This is a genomic window from Peribacillus sp. NPDC096540 (genome assembly GCF_050278525.1).
GTDB lineage: Bacteria > Bacillota > Bacilli > Bacillales > DSM-1321 > Peribacillus.
Window position 1 is genome coordinate 35,061 of the sequence record NZ_JBNNTG010000004.1, and the last position, 18,346, is coordinate 53,406.

The window sequence follows — 18,346 nt, forward strand, 5'->3', positions numbered from 1 at the left end:
GATAAAGGTCGGTAATCCACTATACTTGATTAGTAAAAGAAATAGGCCTAACATTGGCCAATTAGATTTAAATGGGGTATTTTTATGGGTTATAATATTAAAATTGATGCTTTTGAAGGTCCGATGGATTTACTCCTTCATTTGATAAATCGTCTTGAAATAGATATCTATGATATTCCAATGGCTGATATCACAGAGCAATATTTAGGTTACATTCATACGATGCAGCATCTTGAATTAGATGTGGCCAGTGAATATTTAGTAATGGCTGCGACACTACTTGCCATCAAAAGTAAAATGTTGCTGCCTAAGCATGAAGATGAACAATTGATTGATGAAGATGGAGAACTATTTGAAGAAGATCCACGGGACGAGCTCGTGGAAAAACTATTAGAATATAAAAAGTATAAAAATGCTGCAGAAGAATTTAAGGAGTTGGAAGAAGAACGAAGCTTGATGTTTACAAAACCGCCAAGTGATTTATCTGTATATGTAAAAGAAACGGAAAGTGAAAAACAAGAGTTGAATATTAGTCTATACGATATGTTGGGCGCTCTGCAAAAACTGTTGCGAAGACAAAAAATACAAAAGCCCCTATATACAAAAGTGACGAAACAAGAGATATCAATTGAAAAACGCATGGATGAAATCATGATTGAGTTACAATCATTTAAAGGAAAAAAAAGCTTTTTTGAGCTCTTTTCACAACCGGTTAAGGAGCATATCGTCATTACCTTTATAGCGGTATTGGAACTAATGAAACAAAATGAAATAATCGTTGAACAAGAAGATAATTTTTCGGAAATTATGATTGCAGCTAAGGAAGGTGTAGAACCAATTGGAAGTTATTAATTGGAAGGGGATTCTTGAGGCATTATTGTTTGCTGCTGGAGATGAAGGACTTTCAGTCAAACAAATCGCCTCTGTCCTAGAAATTACAGAATATCAGGCAACAGACATCGTTGAAAGCTTAAAGGAAGAATATATATCGGATGTACGAGGGGTTCAAGTGATTGAAATAGCAGGTGTGTTTCAAATGACTACAAAAAAAGAACACTCGAATTATTTAAAAAAACTTGTAGAAACTTCAAGTACTCAAGGTTTATCACAAGCTGCTTTGGAAACACTCGCAATCATCGCGTATAAGCAGCCGATTACGAGAGCTGAGATTGATGAAATTCGCGGTGTCAAAACGGAACGCCCGATTCATACACTTGTAACTAAAGTACTAATAAAAGAGGTCGGACGTGCTGAAGGGTCTGGTCGGGCTTATTTATATGGGACAACGAAAGAGTTTTTGGATTATTTCGGCCTGAACTCAATTAAAGAATTACCGCCACTCTCTGATAATCCAGATGAAAGCTTCGAAAACGGTGAAGCAGATTTGTTTTTTGAGAAATTTCAACAAACAATCGAATAACATTTTTCTTTAAATTGTGATAATATAGAAAAAACTGAATGCGGGGGGATTTCGGGTGAGAATTGTAACTTGCAATGGATTTGAGCTTGAAAAAGAAAAGTCAAATTCTCCGGAGGAATTTTTTAACCGATCCGTTATAGAATACATAAAGGATGGAGAAGAAAAGACACTGAACGTACTGTATCTTCGCTATTTTGATGAGATGGCCGCTCGTTGGACTCCGTATCCCACCAATCCTTTATTCAAAAGTTTTGACCGAGATATTTATATGGCTGATATCATTGCAATGGTTTGCCTCTTCAAAGACCCGAGTTTGTCCAGCCGAAAACGTATATACATTAATTCAGAACAAGAGTTAGCTGGTTATTTCGAAAATATAAATTTTGAAAAATTGGAGAAAGTGTTTATATCTATTGACCAAGCTAAACCATATGATATTAAATCACAAATAGATTTTTATATTTATTCATAATCATTTTGAGGAGGGTTCACGGTTGGGGAATACATTGGTAAAATCTCAGCTTGAGGATGTAAAAGGCTTTTTAGATACCACAGTAGCTCAATTAGAAGAGTTCTTAAATGAGACGACCTATTCTAAGCTTCAACAGGAAAAAAGAGGGGAAGAAAGTTATTATAAAGGAATTCTCTCTAGTTTAAGAAGAATGCTTGTAAGTTGTGAAGAGGGTTTAGAAGCTTGCCAAATCGTTCTTAAAAATGAAGTTTTTAATAAAGCTGCAGCTGAAAAGACGCTATATAGAGTGTATCATCAATGTATAGAAGAATACTTTTCCCCAAAATCAGACCGTTGGTTTGAAGACAGCCGATCTGCTTATACGGGAAAAAACTCGATTAAATTTCATCAAGGTGTACCGGACAGCATTATATCTATTCTGAAATCCGTAGAAAGTGGATTTCAGACCATGCGAGAAGATTTAGAGTATTATGAAACGGATTACCGGACAAAAATGTTACAGTCAAGATAAAGAAACAGCGAGGCTTAATAGGCCTTGTTGTTTTTTTTTTGTTTATAAATGGAATCTCCGCTTATTTGTAACATAAAATACTCTGATGATTTATGTGTAATTAGGTTACAGGGGGGTTGGAAAATGTCTGATGTAAGACAGTATGCAAAAGAGGTAAGTGATTGGATTGATGAAATTATGGCATATCTTGAGAGGATAGATATCACCGATTCTACAGTGTTGGCAAACATTGAAAGGCTTTCCCAATGGACTAATGATCTAGTTTCAGAGGAAATAGATTATGAGAATATGGTATTGATTGAAGAAGAGATGGCTCGGGTCTACGAAGAAATTGAAGAGATAGCTAGAGATCTCGGTACTCAGCAAAGACATACTCAATCTGTAGCAATTGGAAAACATACGCTTCCGCCGCTACCTTATGCCTATAATGCGTTGGAACCGACCATTTCAGAGGAAATCATGTACCTTCATCATGATAAGCATCACCAAACATATGTAGATGGTCTGAATAAAGCAGAATTAATGATGAAAAAAGCGAGGGAGACTAAGGATTATTCATTGTTGAAACATTGGGAAAAAGAAGCAGCCTTTCATGGATCCGGGCATTATCTGCATTCAATATTTTGGGAAGGGATGATACCAAGAGGCGGCGGACAGCCAAAGGGAGACTTACTTAAACAGATCGAGAAGGATTTTGGAAGTTTCGCGGCCTTTAAAAATCACTTTAGTGAAGCAGCAAAACAGGTTGAAGGTGTTGGCTGGGCGATTTTAGTCTGGGTCCCACGTGCGCGTAAACTAGAAATTCTTCAATCAGAGTTGCATATGATTTTAACACAATGGGATACGATTCCAGTACTTGTATTAGATGTGTGGGAACATGCATATTACTTGCAATATAAAAATAATAGAGCTTCTTATGTGGATAAATGGTGGGATGTTGTAAACTGGCCCCAGACAGCTTTACGGTTTACTGAAGCGAAAAAGCTTACTTGGAAATAACAATAACGATAAAATATATGTCGTACCAAAAACGAATTGTTTTTGAGTAGAAGGGCCGAGCCGTTAGGGTTCGGCATTTTTTCGTCTAAAAGGTCTGAATAGATTAGTTTTTTAGGATTAATTAGGAATAATGTGGGAAGTATATGAAAGATGAAGTAAATAATATTACGAATCGACAATTGATTCTCATTTGAAATTTATTATTTTATTGAAAAGGAGACAATATCATCTTTCAAAATAATTAGGATAGTTGTTATTTTTAACCTTGATATAACATTGAAGATATGTTAAGTACGCTATTTTAAAGTACAATGCGGTTTTATAAATTATTTAATGTATATCAATATAAAAACTGTGGCTAATTTGTGAACTTAAAAATTATTAAGGTATATTTATTGACTAGTTTCTATTTAATAATTATTATAAATAGGAGCAGATAAAAAAATATACTATTGGAGGAATTTATTATGTCATTGATTAATAAACAAGTTGAAGATTTTAAAGTACAAGCTTACCATGCAGGTGAGTTCAAGGAAGTAACATTAGAAGATGTTAAAGGAAAATGGGCAGTATTCTTCTTCTACCCAGCTGATTTTTCATTTGTATGTCCAACAGAATTAGCTGATCTTCAAGACAACTATGAAACATTCAAAGAAATTGGTTGTGAAGTTTACTCAGTTTCAACAGATACTCATTTCAGCCACAAAGGATGGGCTGATGCTACTGATACAATTGGTAAAATTCAATATCCAATGTTAGCTGACCCTGCAAACGTTTTATCTCGTCAATTCGGTGTATTAATCGAAGAAGATGGTTTAGCTCTACGTGGAACTTTCATCGTAAACCCAGAAGGACAAATTAAAGCATACGAAGTGAATGATTTAGGAATCGGTCGTAATGCTGAAGAACTTGTGAGAAAAGTTCAAGCTGCACAATTTGTAGCAGAACATGGTGATAAAGTTTGCCCAGCTAAATGGACTCCAGGTGAAGCGACTCTTGAACCAAGCTTAGATCTAGTAGGTAAACTTTAATCTTAGGATATAATCCGATTCGTTAATGGACACTATCTACACATTAATTACGAAGTCAATTCGTTTGACAAAACTTTTAATGACAAAAGGCACTTACCTAAAATAAGTGCCTTTTGTTATTCAAAATAAACTGTTTTTTAGTACGTATTATTATTCAACAAGGAGAACAACAATGGAAAAAATACATGATTTAATAATTATTGGTGGCGGTCCTGCAGGTCTTTCTGCGGGTGTATATGCAGGTAGAGCTAAAATTAAAACAATAATTCTTGAAAAAGGTACAGGTGGCGGACAAGCTGCAACAACATCAGAAATTGCAAACTATCCTGGTATTCGACACATTTCTGGCCCAAGGTTAGTTGAAGAAATGAAACTTCAAAATGAAGATTTTGGAGTGGAGTTTGCCAAAGCTGATGTAACAGGAGTGGATTTCTCTGGTGAGGTAAAGGTCGTTAAAACGCTTAGTGGGGATTACCATGCGCGAGCTGTAATTATTGCAACAGGCGCCTCTCCGAGAACACTTGGATTCCCTGGGGAAGAAGAATTTACTGGTCGTGGAGTAGCTTATTGCTCAACCTGTGATGGCGAATTTTTTGAAGGGTTGGAAGTTTTCGTTATTGGAGCAGGATATGCAGCAGCTGAAGAAGCTATCTTCCTGACTCGTTTTGCTACAAAAGTCACAATCATTGCCAGGGAATCAAGCTTCTCATGTGCTCCTTCTATTGTTGATAAAGTAATGGAAAACGATAAGATTGAAGTGAAATTCAATACAGAAATCCTTGGGGTATATGGGGATGGAATGATTCAAAGTACCCGCTTTATCAATAACGTTACCAAAGAAGAGTTTGAATATGAAGCGAAGAAAGAAGACAGTACGTTTGGAGTATTCGTATTCATTGGTTACGAGCCGAAAACAGAGATTTTCAACGGACATATCGAAATGGACCATGCTGGTTACATTCTCACAGATGATGATATGAAAACGAATGTGAAAGGTGTATATGCAGCTGGCGACTTAAGACCAAAATCCTTGCGTCAGATTATCACCGCTGTTTCTGACGGAGCGATTGCAGCAACGGATGCAGGTAAATACATTGCTGAAGAAAAAGATCGCTTAGGTATTAAAGATGAGCCTGCAGTTGAAAAACCAGCGAAAAAAGAACAGGCTGCTGTTCCAGCAGGAAAAAGCGCCCTATTAAGTGACGCATTACGTGGTCAATTAAAAGGAATCTTCGGCAAGATGGAAAGCGATGTAACGTTGGTATCTATTGTGGACGAAAGTTTGTCAAAATCAGTCGAATTGCGTGATTTTTTGTTGGATGTTGCTGAATTAGGTGATAAGCTTCATCTTGAGTTATATAACAAAGGTGAAAATAAGGAAATCGAAGAAAAAATCAATGCTGATAAGTTCCCGGTTGTCTCTCTATTAAATTCGAGAGGTGAATACAGTGGTGTCAAATACCATGGTGTACCAGGCGGTCATGAGTTGAATTCCTTCATTTTAGCTATTTATAACCTAGCTGGACCTGGTCAAGCGTTGGATTCAGTTGTTTTAAATTCGATTAAATCAATCAGTAAAAAAGCCAACATTAAAGTTATGGTATCATTGGCATGTCACTACTGCCCAGACGTTGTAGTGGGTGCACAACGTATTGCTATTGAAAACCCTAACGTTGAAGCTGAAATGGTCGATATAAGTAATTTCCAGGAAATCAAGAAGAAATATAAAGTCATGAGCGTGCCGGCTATGATCATTAATGATGAAGAAGTAGTATTCGGAGCTAAGAAAATTGATGAAATCGCTGCATTATTAGTATGATAGAACGCTAAATCGATAGGGGGACATCTTATGTCCCCTATCGATTTTTTTTTGGTTTAAACATGGAGGCTTCATCGGAAATTCACTCTACACAAAATATAAAATGATCCTCCTTTCATACTCCTCAATGAGTGGAGGGGCATTTGGATTTACCCTGATCTAGACTAGTACATGGGTAAAATTTTTTAATGTTATATAAAGTTTTATGGGAATAGCCCTTTTAAATCCTAGGATCTTATAGATATTCACATTCTTTTTATTCATAACCCTTGTCCCTTTGCATAAACTTGTACAAAAACAAGCTAAGAGACGAGGGGGCACTCATGCGTTTTCTATATAAAGGGTTATCAGGTTTGTCTATTGTCATTCTCCTATTGTCTTTTCTAACACCGGTACATAGCGCCAATGCTAACGTAGCCGTTAGTGCCCACAGCGCGATATTAATGGATGAGGAAAGCGGAAGGGTCATTTATGAGGTGAATGCTCATGAAAAAAACCGTATTGCCAGCATCACGAAAATCATGACGGCTATACTGGCTATTGAATCGGGGAAAATGGGGGAAACAGTAAAGATTAGTAGTAATGCCTTCGGGACTGAGGGTTCTTCCCTTTATTTAAAAGAAGGAGAAAAGATTAAGCTTGAAGATTTGGTATATGGATTGATGTTACGTTCGGGGAATGATGCGGCAGTCGCAATCAGCGAAAAAGTTGGCGGGAGCCTTGATGGCTTCGTCTGGATGATGAATCAAAAGGCAGAGGAAATCGGTATGAAGAATACAAATTTCTCAAATCCGCATGGTTTGGATAATACGAATAACCATTATTCAACAGCATATGATATGGCTTTACTGACTCGTTATGCCATGCAAAATAAAACGTATAAAAAGATTGCAGGTACTAAGGTGCACCGAGCACCTAATTCAACAGAACAATGGGATTATGTCTGGAAGAACAAAAATCGACTACTGACACAGTTATATGAGTATTGTACTGGGGGAAAAACAGGGTTTACCAAACTGGCAAAGCGTACTCTGGTCACGACTGCTACAAAAAACCATCATAATCTAATAGCTGTAACATTGAATGGTCCAGACGATTGGAATGATCATATTCAAATGTATGAATCCGCTTTTAAAGAATATAAGCCAACTGAAATTTTACCTGAAGGCTTGGTAAAAGATATGAAAAATAAAACCTATAGAGGCCATGTATATATTAAAAACGATTTTTCGTATCCACTCACTAAAGAAGAAAGAAAACTGGTCAATGTGAAAATGAAATTGTTGAAACCACAAAAGGCTTGGGAAGATAAACGAAAAATCCCTGAAGTAATTGGCAAAGCTACTATCTATCTCGATGGAAAAAAAATCGGTTCACGTTCTATTTTTTATGGAGAAGCTAAAGAAAGCTTCAAGCATCAATCCTTTCAATCTACCTGGGCTGAACTATTTGAAACAGTATTAGGAATCAAAAGCAATGGTTAATTATATTTGGGTTGGAATGACGGTGATCGGCATCGTATTTGGAATGATAAATGGAACGATGGATCAGGTGAATAAAGCACTTTTTGTCAGTGCAAAGGAAGCAGTCACCCTTTGTCTAGGGTTGATGAGCATTCTGGTTTTTTGGCTGGGGTTAATGAAAATAGCGGAAGAATCTGGACTGCTCGATAAGTTATCCAACTTGTTCAGACCTTTCATGAGGTGGCTATTCCCAGAGGTCCCACCCAATCATCCAGCAATGGGATATATATTATCGAATATGATGGCAAACACATTTGGACTAGGGAATGCAGCCACGCCTCTTGGTATTAAAGCCATGGAGCAGTTAAAGAAACTAAATGGAGGAAAAGCAACGGTCAGCCGCTCGATGGTTACCTTTTTAGCGATAAACACATCGAGCGTTACTCTGATTCCAACGACAGTCATTGCGATTCGAATGAATTATAATGCTCACTCCCCGACAGATATCGTATTTCCTACTATTATCGCCACGGCCATTTCAGCGGTTGGAGGGATTGCGATTGATCGATATTTTTATTACAGGAGAAAAAGGAACGGGAGGGAATAGGATGTTGCACTGGATGACCACCATTTCAATTTGGATGATACCGCTTTTGATACTAACAATATTACTGTACGGGACATTGAAAAAAGTTCCTACCTATGAGACCTTCGTCGAGGGGGGGAAAGAAGGAATTAGCATGTCCTTTTCCCTAATCCCTTTCTTAGTAGGAATGCTTGTGGCCATTTCCGTATTTAGGGCATCAGGGGCACTGGAGTTTATTGTACAATTTTTAAATCCGTTGCTTTCCCTGCTTCATTTTCCAGCAGAGGTTTTACCACTTGCGATAATCCGCCCGATATCAGGTACTGCGGCTTTAGGAATGACCAGCGACTTAATTGCAGTTTATGGGCCTGATTCCTTCGTTGGTCGCTTAGCTGCCACGATTCAGGGCAGCACAGATACCACATTCTATGTTTTGACCGTTTATTTTGGAGCTGTGGGAATTAAGAAAATGGGTGATGCGCTCAAGGTTGGTCTTTTAGCGGATCTAATCGGAATTGTAGCTGCTGTTATCGTTGTTACTCTCGTTTTCGGAATGAAATAAAAGTCTGGGAAATGGGTATCATTCCATTTCTTTTTTTTGTCCTTAAACTTAAACTGGGCCAGTATTTAGTGGAAAATTCAAACCTACATCTAAAAGAAACATTTTTTTGTATGGAAAAATAAGCTATGTTACACTCATTATGGAAACCAACCCATTTAACCGTCTGTATAATTGGTGTAATAATAAAAGAAAAGCTCTTAATCACGAAAAACCTTTTGTTTTTGCCTCTCTATATGTAATAATTGTATGATTGTGTATGTATAGACAATAACAAACGAATGATTATACTATGGGGTGAAGATAGATGGAACGATTACAAAAGGTGATAGCTCATGCTGGTCTGGCTTCCCGTCGTAAGGCAGAAGAGTTGATTTTAGAAGGTAAGGTAAAAGTGAATGGCAAAGTAGTGAAGGAATTAGGTGTGAAGGTAGGTCCAAATGACAAGGTTCAGGTTAATGAAGTCCCACTTGAAAAAGAAGCTCCTGTTTATTTCCTATTCTATAAACCGCGTGGTGTTATATCTGCAGTTTCGGATGACAAGAATAGAAAAGTTGTAACGGATTATTTCCCTTACATTAATGAACGGATTTATCCAGTTGGCCGCCTGGATTATGATACTTCTGGTTTATTGCTTTTAACGAATGATGGTGAGTTTGCAAACACGTTAATGCATCCAAAACATGAAGTAGATAAAGTGTATGTGGCAAAAGTGAAAGGAATGCCATTACGTGAAAGCTTGAAAAAGTTAGAAAAGGGAATTAAGTTGGAGGACGGTAAGACAGCTCCAGCTAAGACTAGGGTTCTGTCAACCGATAAAAAAAAGCAAACGGCTATTGTGGAAATCACTATACACGAAGGAAGAAATCGACAAGTCCGCCGGATGTTTGAAGCAATTGGTCACCCTGTAATTAAATTGAAGCGGGAACAATATGGCTTTTTAACTTTAGCCGGCTTAACTGCAGGTGACTCCCGTGAATTGACTCCACATGAGGTCAAATTAATGCGAACTTTAGCAACAACCGAGCCTAAACAACGGAGAATGTAAGAAAGAAGTTATCCTTGTATTAATAGGTTGAAACCACTACCCCATTCTTCTTACTTGAGGGATGGGTGGTGGAAAACAACCTGTAAATACCCTTTCTTTCATGAATCGGAAAAGAATGTCACAAAACCTTCGGAAATGTAAAAAATATGGACATGGTGTTAAATGGTATAATGGTATGGTTAAATTTTAGTGTTGCCTTAGGAGGATTTCTATGGATAAAAAAAAGCGACGCCTTGTTAGCAGAACCATCATTCTTCTGCTATTAGGTGCAGCTTTAGTGTTTGCCCTTTATACAAACTTCACTAAAGATAAGAATGAAAGTCTTCGAAAAGGATCAGATGCACCTAATTTCGTTTTGACGGATATGGAAGGCAAAGAGCATAAGTTGTCTGACTATAAAGGAAAAGGTGTCTTCTTGAACTTTTGGGGTACATATTGTAAGCCATGTGAATATGAAATGCCTTATATGGAAAGTCAATATAAAAACTATAAAGAAAAGGGCGTTGAGATATTAGCGGTTAATGTTGGGGAATCTGAATATGCTGTCAACAATTTTATTGCAAAACATAATCTTACCTTTCCTGTCATGATCGATAATGGTAGTAAAGTAGAGAATGCCTATCGCGTGGATATTTTGCCGGTCACCTTTTTGATTGATAAAGAGGGAGAAGTAATAGATATCATTACCGGAGCTTTGACAGAGGAGAGCATCCAAAAGCATATGGAGAGAATTAAACCATAATATTGGGGAGTTTTTGACATGAATGAAGTAAAGTGCGATTGTGGTCATGTAAATCCGTTTGGTACAAAAATTTGTGGCAACTGCGGGATGGTACTTGGAAACGAAAAAGAAAACAAGCTTATTGATATGCGATATGAAGGTAGTGCCAGGCGCTCACAAACCTATAAGAAAACAATCATTGACAAAATATGGAACTTTTTTTCTTCCGTTAAGGTAGGAGTTACGCTCATTGTCATTGCCTTAGTTGCTTCAGCGATTGGTACAATTTTGCCACAGGAAATGTACATCCCTTCGACTGCGACGCCAGCAGAGCATTATGAATTAGAATACGGCTGGTTTGGAAAGGTGTATTATGAACTTGGATTTCATAATTTGTATAGTTCATGGTGGTATTTGATTATCATTGGCATGTTGGGTATATCACTTTTGATTGCCAGTATTGATCGTTTTTTTCCTTTATATCGTTCATTGAAAAAACAAGGAGTCACACGTCATGACGGTTTTATGAAACGTCAGCGAATATATGGAGTAACAAAACTGGATGATCAAGATATCGACCTTGAAGAAGTGAAAAAGAGATTGAAAAAGCAGCGTTATCATATACGAGAGGAAAGCGGTAATATTCTTGCTGAAAAAGGCCGTTTTTCACGTTGGGGACCCTACGTAAACCATATCGGTCTTATCATTTTTTTAATTGGGGCGTTATTGCGCTCTGTCCCCGGGATGTATATTGACAAAGTTCTCTGGCTCCGGGAAGGCGAGACGAAAGAAATTCCGGGTACAAATGGGGAATATTATCTTCAGAACAATGGGTTTACCTTAGAGGTGTATGACAAGGAAAATGAAGAGGACGAGCAATACAGTGCCGCAATAGACAAAACCGGTACGATAGCTAAAACCTATCAATCCGATGTCACACTATATGAACGTCAGGGAGAAACGATACCTGGGGAAAAGGTTGACCTTGCTAAGCTCAAAGATTTTAAAATTAAAGTCAATGAACCTTTGAAACATGATCATTATGCTCTCTACCAAGTGGACTATAAACTAGATGAACTTAGTACGATGGCTTTTAATTTAATTAATAAAAAAACCAAAGAGAATTATGGAAGCTTGAAGGTTGATTTGAATAACCCTCAAAAGAAATATGAATTAAATAAGGGATATTCAGTAGATTTAATGAGTTACTTCCCAGATTTCGAGTTCGATGAAAAAGGCCAACCGAGAACGATATCGAAGATTCCGAATAATCCGGCATTTATCTTTAAAATGTACACACCGGATAAACCAGAAGGTGAAGTCAGTTTTGTTGCGATAAAAGAGACTGTGGAACCATTAGGGGAAAATACATATAAAATGGCTTTTAATGGTATAGAAACTAAAGATGTCACTGCTTTAACGGTTAGAAAAGATCTTACACTATGGATTCTGTTCACCGGTGGAATCATTTTCATGGTAGGTGTCGTCCAAGGTTCATATTGGAATCACCGTCGGATTTGGATTAAAAGGAAAAATGAGGAGATTTTAATTTCCGGCCATACAAACAAAAACTGGCACGGTATTAAAAGAGATATAAAACATGCAATAGAATCCACTTCTCTTTGCGAACCATCGGATCAACTTGAGGAGGAGAAATCTTCTACTAAGGGGGAAGTTTTAAATGGCTGAATTAAGCAGTAACTTTTTATATGCAGCTTTCATTTTATATCTGATTGCTACCTTTCTATTCGGAGGATCGATTAAGGATAAACGAGGAGCAGAGGAAAAGAAACAAAACAAATGGGCTAAATTGGGGATAATGATTACCATTCTCGGCTTTGCTTCACAAATTGGATATTTTATCACTAGGTGGATTGCTGCCGGACACGCGCCGGTAAGTAATCTATTTGAATTTACGACTTTTTTCGGAATGATGCTTGTTGGTGCTTTCATTTTAATTTATTTCCTTTATAAAATGCCTGCTCTTGGGTTATTTGCCTTACCTATTGCCTTATTAATAATCGCATATGCAAGTATGTTCCCAACAGAAATATCACCGCTCATTCCTGCTTTGCAGAGTGATTGGCTTCATATTCATGTAACAACTGCAGCAGCAGGACAGTCTATCCTAGCAATTAGTTTTATTGCTGCTATAATTTATTTAGTCAAATTCGTAGATCAATCTCAACCGAGCAAACGAACGTTCTGGCTTGAAATCATCATGTACACGTTAGTAAGTACCATAGGTTTTGTCATTATAACTTCAACTTTCGCAGCCATGGATTATAAAGCGAATTTCGATTGGGTCGATAAACATGAAAAGTTGGCTAAACAGGAATTTAACCTTCCTGCACTTGTAGGTCCCCATGAAGGGGAACTAACTGATACAGAACGATTTGAACCACTGGTGAACATGCCTGCGCTAATTAATGCTAAGAAACTGAATACAGTCATTTGGTCGATGGGAGTCGGACTCGTTCTTTATGGCCTGATAAGACTGATTTCTCGTAAAAGAGTTGCAGCCTTGATCAAACCGATTGTTAAAAATGTGAATTTGAATTTATTGGATGAAATCAGTTATCGTTCGGTTCTTATCGGTTTTCCAATCTTTACACTTGGAGCCCTCATTTTTGCCATGATCTGGGCTCAAGTTGCCTGGACACGATTCTGGGGCTGGGATCCGAAAGAAGTTTGGGCACTGGTTACCTGGTTGTTTTATGCAGCTTTCTTACATTTACGTATGTCAAAGGGTTGGCAGGGAGAAAAATCAGCTTGGCTAGCCGTTATCGGTTTTGCTATTATGATATTTAACTTAATATTTGTTAATCTTGTTATTGCTGGTTTGCATTCGTATGCTTGATTCGGTAATTTAATAAATTTAAGGGGGTCTTTTGATTGAAACATCGAGGAGAATACTTATCGATGTTTCTAAGAATGATCCCTTTTTCTATCCTTTTCTTTCCATGTTATTTCGGGGGAAAAAACAACCAGGCATTAGTGAGGGAATAGTAGGAGTGTGTTTATTGTGACAAAATGGTGAATAGTTCATAGAAGCTAACCAGAATTGGCTATTTATCGTACTTTAGATGGAAAAAATATTAGTCATAGAAGTTTTCGTTTTGTAAAATATATGTAGGGAGGCTGATTACATAATGTATAATGCTATTAAAGTTCTCGTAGTGGATGATGAGGAAAGAATCCGCCGTTTGTTAAAAATGTATTTGGAAAGAGAAGAATATATAATTGATGAAGCTGAAAATGGTGATGTTGCTTTATCAAAAGCTCTAGAAAATGATTATGATTTAATTTTATTGGATATTATGATGCCAGGAAAAGATGGAATCGAAGTTTGCCGTGAGTTAAGAGAGAAAAAAGCAACACCTATAATCATGCTTACTGCAAAAGGAGAAGAAGTCAATCGGGTACAAGGATTTGAAGTAGGGACTGATGATTATATTGTCAAACCATTCAGTCCTCGTGAAGTGGTGTTAAGGGTGAAAGCGTTATTACGCCGTTCTTCAAGCACGAGTTACATGCAAACCGAAACGACGACAAAAGATGTGATTGTCTTTTCCCATTTAACAATTGATAATGATGCACATCGTGTACTTGCAGATGACAAAGAGGTGTCTTTGACACCAAAAGAATATGAATTATTGTATTTCTTAGCGAAATCACCTGATAAAGTATTTGATCGCGAGCAATTGTTAAAAGAAGTATGGCATTATGAATTCTTTGGAGACCTTCGAACTGTTGACACGCATGTTAAACGCCTACGTGAAAAATTAAACCGTATATCCGAAAATGCTGCCAAGATGATTGTCACTGTTTGGGGTGTCGGTTACAAGTTCGAAGTTATTAATGACTGATGTTATGGGGCAGTGTTGTAGGGAAGCTTTGGGCAACCATTCTATTGCTCGTGTCTTTTGTATTAATCGTTTTAACAGTTCTACTAGTAGAATTCTTTCAGAATTTCCAAATTGAAAATATTGAAAATGATTTAACCAAAACGGCAGAGCAGATTATAGAGGTTACAAATAATCATCAGGGCTCTAGCGATAATGTTTTACAAATAGCTTCGGAATTGATAGGCAACGAAACGAAAATGATTATCCTTAATGATGACAAAATGATATTCTCATCAATCGGTGATAAGGAGATTAAAATTACGCCAGAGTCTATTAAAAATGATCCCGATTTGCTAAAAGTTTTTACAGAAAGAAAGACTGTAAAAAAAGAAATGGCGCTATCTGATGACAATGGAAATAAGGAATTATCTGCAATCGTTGTCGGAGTGCCACTTGAACTAAATGGGGAGCAAGACGAGGTCTTCTTATTTCAATCCTTGGAATCCATGGAAGAAACAACTAAGTCCACGACGCAATTCATTCTGTTGGCCGCAGGGATTGCAATTATTTTAACAACGATTTTTGCTTTCTTTTTATCTACAAGGATCAATGCCCCGCTGGTGAAGATGAGGGAAGCTGCCCTAGCCATTGCGAGGGGGAAATTTGATACAAAGGTGCCTATCTTGACTCAGGATGAAATTGGTGAGTTGGCAATAGCATTTAATCAGATGAGAAAGCAATTGAAATTCAATATGAATGCTCTTAGCCAGGAAAAAGAACATCTTTCGAGCATCCTTAGTAGTATGGCGGATGGGGTCATTACCTTCAATAAAGATGGAACTATCCTGGAAACGAATCCGCCAGCAGAAAGATTTCTGCAATCTTGGTACTTTGAAAAAGGCTACAACCGGGAAGATAACGTAAATGTCCCTTTGGTACTGATGAATCTATTTGATGAATCGGAGTCTTTCGATAAGGAACAGGTCGGTGAAATTACATTGCAGGGAAGGGATTGGGGGTTGATTGTCAGTCCTTTATATACAAATGCCGACAATATTCGCGGAGCAGTAGCCATCATTCGTGATATGAGTGATGAAAGGCGTATGGACAAACTTAGGACTGATTTCATAGCAAACGTCTCTCATGAGTTAAGAACGCCGATTTCAATGCTGCAAGGATATAGTGAAGCAATTGTTGATGACATAGCTGGAAGTGAAGAGGAAAAAATGGAGATGGCCAGGATTATTTATGATGAATCTCTAAGAATGGGCCGTTTAGTCAATGATTTACTCGATCTAGCTAAATTGGAATCAGGAAAAATGAGTCTCAGCTATGAATGTATACTTATTTCATCTTATTTAAAGAGGATTACAAGCAAATTTTCAGGGTTAGCTAAAGAAAAAGGGATAACGATATCCACTAATCTTCAAGACAACGGAATCGAGTGGTGTTTTGATCCCGACCGGATTGAACAGGTATTGACGAATTTAATTGATAATGCTATTCGTCATACCCCTCCAGGCGGGAAGATTGATGTCATTCAAAGGACAAGTGATCGAAGAGGGTTGATTATTGATGTGAAGGACTCTGGTTCAGGTATCCCTGAAGAGGATTTACCATTTGTATTCGAGAGATTCTATAAAGCGGATAAAGCACGTACACGAGGTCGATCGGGTACTGGCTTGGGATTGGCTATTGTTAAAAATATCATTAATGCCCATGATGGCTACATTTCGGTAAACAGTTTACCTAAAAAAGGGACGACATTCAGCATTATCCTACCTCGAATAATGGAAAATACTGAATGAATAACCGGTAGTTTGCCAGAAAATCTTGTTTCATAAGAAACAGTTGAGACAAAGGCAATTGGATTTATTTCCAACTTGTCTTTGTTTTTTTTCTTAGAAAGGGAGCAGGTTAGTAATATTCTAGTGAATAGGACTCTTCTATATAGATATTCACTCAATTTTGTAATAAGATCATATGTAAAGTGTAACTTTTATATATGAATGACGACTATATTTATGAACGGATGTGGGGAAATGATGGATTCCGTTTTCCACGATCTTTATGAAAAATATCATCAGGAAATTTATCAATTCATTTTTTATATGACTAAAAATCGTGAATCGGCAGAGGACCTTGTTCAAGAGGTCTATATAAGGGTTATGAAGGCCTATGACCGATTTGAGGGAAAAAGCAGTGAAAAAACCTGGATATATTCTATTGCGAGAAATGTGACGATTGATTATTTTCGGAAACAAAAAGGGTGGAGAGACAAAATCTTTTCTAACTTCGACTGGGAGAGGCAAATGATTAAAGATACACAGCCTATTCCGGAAGAGGTGGCTATTATGCATGATGATATCCATGATATATATCAATGTTTGAATCGATGCAAGGTCGACCAAAGGTCCGTCATCATATTACGATATATTCAAGCAATGTCCATATCAGAAACTGCTGAGGTATTAAATTGGACTGAAAGTAAGGTTAAAACAACCCAGCATCGTGCGTTAAAGGCAATTAAAAAGATGATGGAAGATTTGTCTGGAAAGGAGGATGACCCCATTGAGAAAATCCCGTTGGAAAGAAAACGAAATTGAAGACATGCTTCACCAGCTTCCGAAAGTAAAGGACAAACGAACAAAGGATGAGGTGTTTGCAAGGATTCATAATAAAAAGCGGAAAAAACAATGGTTTCCTCTTATTGCGGGTGTTGCCTCCTTATTCTTAATGGTTGTCCTGGCCTCTTCACTGATTACCGGGAAAGAAGGGACTACAAGCAAAGAGGAGAGCAGCGATAATGGGAATTTAGCCCTCTCTGAACTTAAAACCCTGTCAGATCCTGAACAACAGGATGCAAAAATAAAAGATAATTCTGCCGAAGACAAAGAGGAAAATAGCAAGTTTCAGAGTATGCATGAAGAAGAAATAGACAATAAAGAAAAAGTTTCTGATAGTGAACCGGTAAAAAAGGACAGTGAAGTAGCCCTTGCTCCTGCAATTTACCCAGACGATCTAAAAAATAAATCGACGATTACCATGGGTGTGCCAGATAATCAACTGAATTTTGTCATCCCGATTTCATTTGTTGTCAATCGTTATGATGAATCGGATACTGTAAACCAGTTAGTTAATCAAATGTCGGATATCAATGAGGAACAATATGGTCTCTCTGACTATTTCCCGCTTGATATAGAGATTACCCAAGGAACCGAAATGAATACTGCTCATATTGAGCTACATAAAGACAGCCAGTTATTGGATGAGGATATCCTCTTTCTCCATACGATGGAAGAGACGCTGTCCTATCTAAATATAGAGAAGATGACCTTTGCCACAGATGGAAAGCAAGGTGCAAGGTTCGCTCATGCAGGATTTTTAAAAGAAGCAGATATACCTAAACAAAAAAATCGCACATTTCTACTTTATCAAAATGATGAATCCTCACCAAAGTTTCTAGTACCAAGTAATATGAATTATCAGGATTTTGAGGAGGCACTTCAGGCAGGAAAAGAGGAGCCAGGCATAGAGGGAATATCTTCTGCTATCCCTGATGATTTAATTTGGGAAAAAATAAGTTCAGTTGGAGATCTTGTGACTATTCAATTAGCAGAACATACTGCAATTGAAAATAGTGAGGATTCGCTTCAAGCTTTAGAAGCTATCCTCTTTATTGCTAAGGAATTTGGCTATAAAAGAGTAAAATTTGAAAATGCTCCAATAGAAAAGGTTGGCAATCTAAATCTAACCGAAGACCTAGTAGTACCCAAAGCCCCTAACCAAGTTAATTGAGGTGAGGAAGTCCGCCAAAAGGAGTGGGAGCTAGGCTAAATAAAACATCCTGATAATGGTTGCTGTGTATC

The 18,346-nt window shown here is 37.5% G+C and carries 18 protein-coding genes; all 18 read left to right on the plus strand.

Annotated elements, in window-relative coordinates:
- Window positions 1-84: 84 nt before the first annotated feature.
- Complete coding sequence (locus tag ACQKMR_RS05525; protein ID WP_427696386.1) at window positions 85-852, plus strand: segregation/condensation protein A; 768 nt, start codon at window positions 85-87, stop codon at window positions 850-852.
- Window positions 839-1,420 (plus strand): SMC-Scp complex subunit ScpB, encoded by a 582-nt coding sequence (gene scpB, locus ACQKMR_RS05530; protein ID WP_427696387.1) that lies wholly within the window; start codon window positions 839-841, stop codon window positions 1,418-1,420. Before ACQKMR_RS05525 ends, scpB begins: the two co-directional genes overlap by 14 nt.
- Before the next feature lie 55 nt (window positions 1,421-1,475).
- On the plus strand, window positions 1,476-1,892 hold the full coding sequence (locus ACQKMR_RS05535; RefSeq protein WP_427696388.1) for a hypothetical protein: 417 nt from the start codon (window positions 1,476-1,478) through the stop codon (window positions 1,890-1,892).
- 22 nt (window positions 1,893-1,914) lie between these two features.
- A complete protein-coding gene (locus tag ACQKMR_RS05540) occupies window positions 1,915-2,403 on the plus strand; it encodes a YpuI family protein (RefSeq protein ID WP_427696389.1) in 489 nt (162 codons plus the stop codon).
- Window positions 2,404-2,526: 123 nt separating this feature from the next.
- Window positions 2,527-3,402, plus strand: coding sequence for a superoxide dismutase (locus tag ACQKMR_RS05545; RefSeq protein WP_427696390.1), 876 nt, complete (start codon window positions 2,527-2,529; stop codon window positions 3,400-3,402).
- A gap of 467 nt (window positions 3,403-3,869) precedes the next feature.
- Entirely contained in the window at window positions 3,870-4,433 is a 564-nt protein-coding gene (ahpC, locus tag ACQKMR_RS05550; RefSeq protein WP_057217417.1) for an alkyl hydroperoxide reductase subunit C, read from the plus strand.
- Between the two features lie 172 nt (window positions 4,434-4,605).
- Window positions 4,606-6,252, plus strand: coding sequence for an FAD-dependent oxidoreductase (locus tag ACQKMR_RS05555; protein WP_427696391.1), 1,647 nt, complete (start codon window positions 4,606-4,608; stop codon window positions 6,250-6,252).
- Between the two features lie 323 nt (window positions 6,253-6,575).
- Window positions 6,576-7,736 (plus strand): D-alanyl-D-alanine carboxypeptidase family protein, encoded by a 1,161-nt coding sequence (locus tag ACQKMR_RS05560; RefSeq protein WP_427696392.1) that lies wholly within the window; start codon window positions 6,576-6,578, stop codon window positions 7,734-7,736.
- The gene (locus ACQKMR_RS05565) at window positions 7,729-8,322 is read left to right on the plus strand and encodes a nucleoside recognition domain-containing protein (protein WP_427696393.1); all 594 of its coding nucleotides are present in this window, start codon (window positions 7,729-7,731) and stop codon (window positions 8,320-8,322) included. The genes ACQKMR_RS05560 and ACQKMR_RS05565 overlap by 8 nt, the downstream gene beginning before the upstream one ends.
- Before the next feature lie 13 nt (window positions 8,323-8,335).
- Window positions 8,336-8,863 carry a spore maturation protein gene (locus ACQKMR_RS05570; protein ID WP_427696587.1) on the plus strand — a complete coding sequence of 176 codons (528 nt, stop codon included), beginning with the start codon at window positions 8,336-8,338 and terminating at the stop codon, window positions 8,861-8,863.
- Window positions 8,864-9,167: 304 nt separating this feature from the next.
- A complete protein-coding gene (gene rluB / locus ACQKMR_RS05575; protein ID WP_427696394.1) occupies window positions 9,168-9,908 on the plus strand; it encodes a 23S rRNA pseudouridine(2605) synthase RluB in 741 nt (246 codons plus the stop codon).
- A 211-nt stretch (window positions 9,909-10,119) separates the two neighbouring features.
- Complete coding sequence (gene resA / locus ACQKMR_RS05580) at window positions 10,120-10,650, plus strand: thiol-disulfide oxidoreductase ResA (RefSeq protein WP_427696395.1); 531 nt, start codon at window positions 10,120-10,122, stop codon at window positions 10,648-10,650.
- Between the two features lie 18 nt (window positions 10,651-10,668).
- Window positions 10,669-12,318, plus strand: a complete 1,650-nt coding sequence (resB, locus tag ACQKMR_RS05585; protein WP_427696396.1) for a cytochrome c biogenesis protein ResB — start codon at window positions 10,669-10,671, stop codon at window positions 12,316-12,318.
- A complete protein-coding gene (gene ccsB, locus ACQKMR_RS05590; RefSeq protein WP_427696397.1) occupies window positions 12,311-13,489 on the plus strand; it encodes a c-type cytochrome biogenesis protein CcsB in 1,179 nt (392 codons plus the stop codon). The genes resB and ccsB overlap by 8 nt, the downstream gene beginning before the upstream one ends.
- 292 nt (window positions 13,490-13,781) lie before the next feature.
- Window positions 13,782-14,498, plus strand: a complete 717-nt coding sequence (locus ACQKMR_RS05595) for a response regulator (protein WP_427696398.1) — start codon at window positions 13,782-13,784, stop codon at window positions 14,496-14,498.
- Window positions 14,495-16,285, plus strand: coding sequence for an ATP-binding protein (locus ACQKMR_RS05600; RefSeq protein ID WP_427696588.1), 1,791 nt, complete (start codon window positions 14,495-14,497; stop codon window positions 16,283-16,285). The genes ACQKMR_RS05595 and ACQKMR_RS05600 overlap by 4 nt, the downstream gene beginning before the upstream one ends.
- Before the next feature lie 237 nt (window positions 16,286-16,522).
- Window positions 16,523-17,083, plus strand: coding sequence for an RNA polymerase sigma factor SigX (gene sigX / locus ACQKMR_RS05605; RefSeq protein ID WP_427696589.1), 561 nt, complete (start codon window positions 16,523-16,525; stop codon window positions 17,081-17,083).
- On the plus strand, window positions 17,049-18,275 hold the full coding sequence (locus ACQKMR_RS05610; RefSeq protein ID WP_427696399.1) for a hypothetical protein: 1,227 nt from the start codon (window positions 17,049-17,051) through the stop codon (window positions 18,273-18,275). The genes sigX and ACQKMR_RS05610 overlap by 35 nt, the downstream gene beginning before the upstream one ends.
- Window positions 18,276-18,346 lie beyond the last annotated feature (71 nt).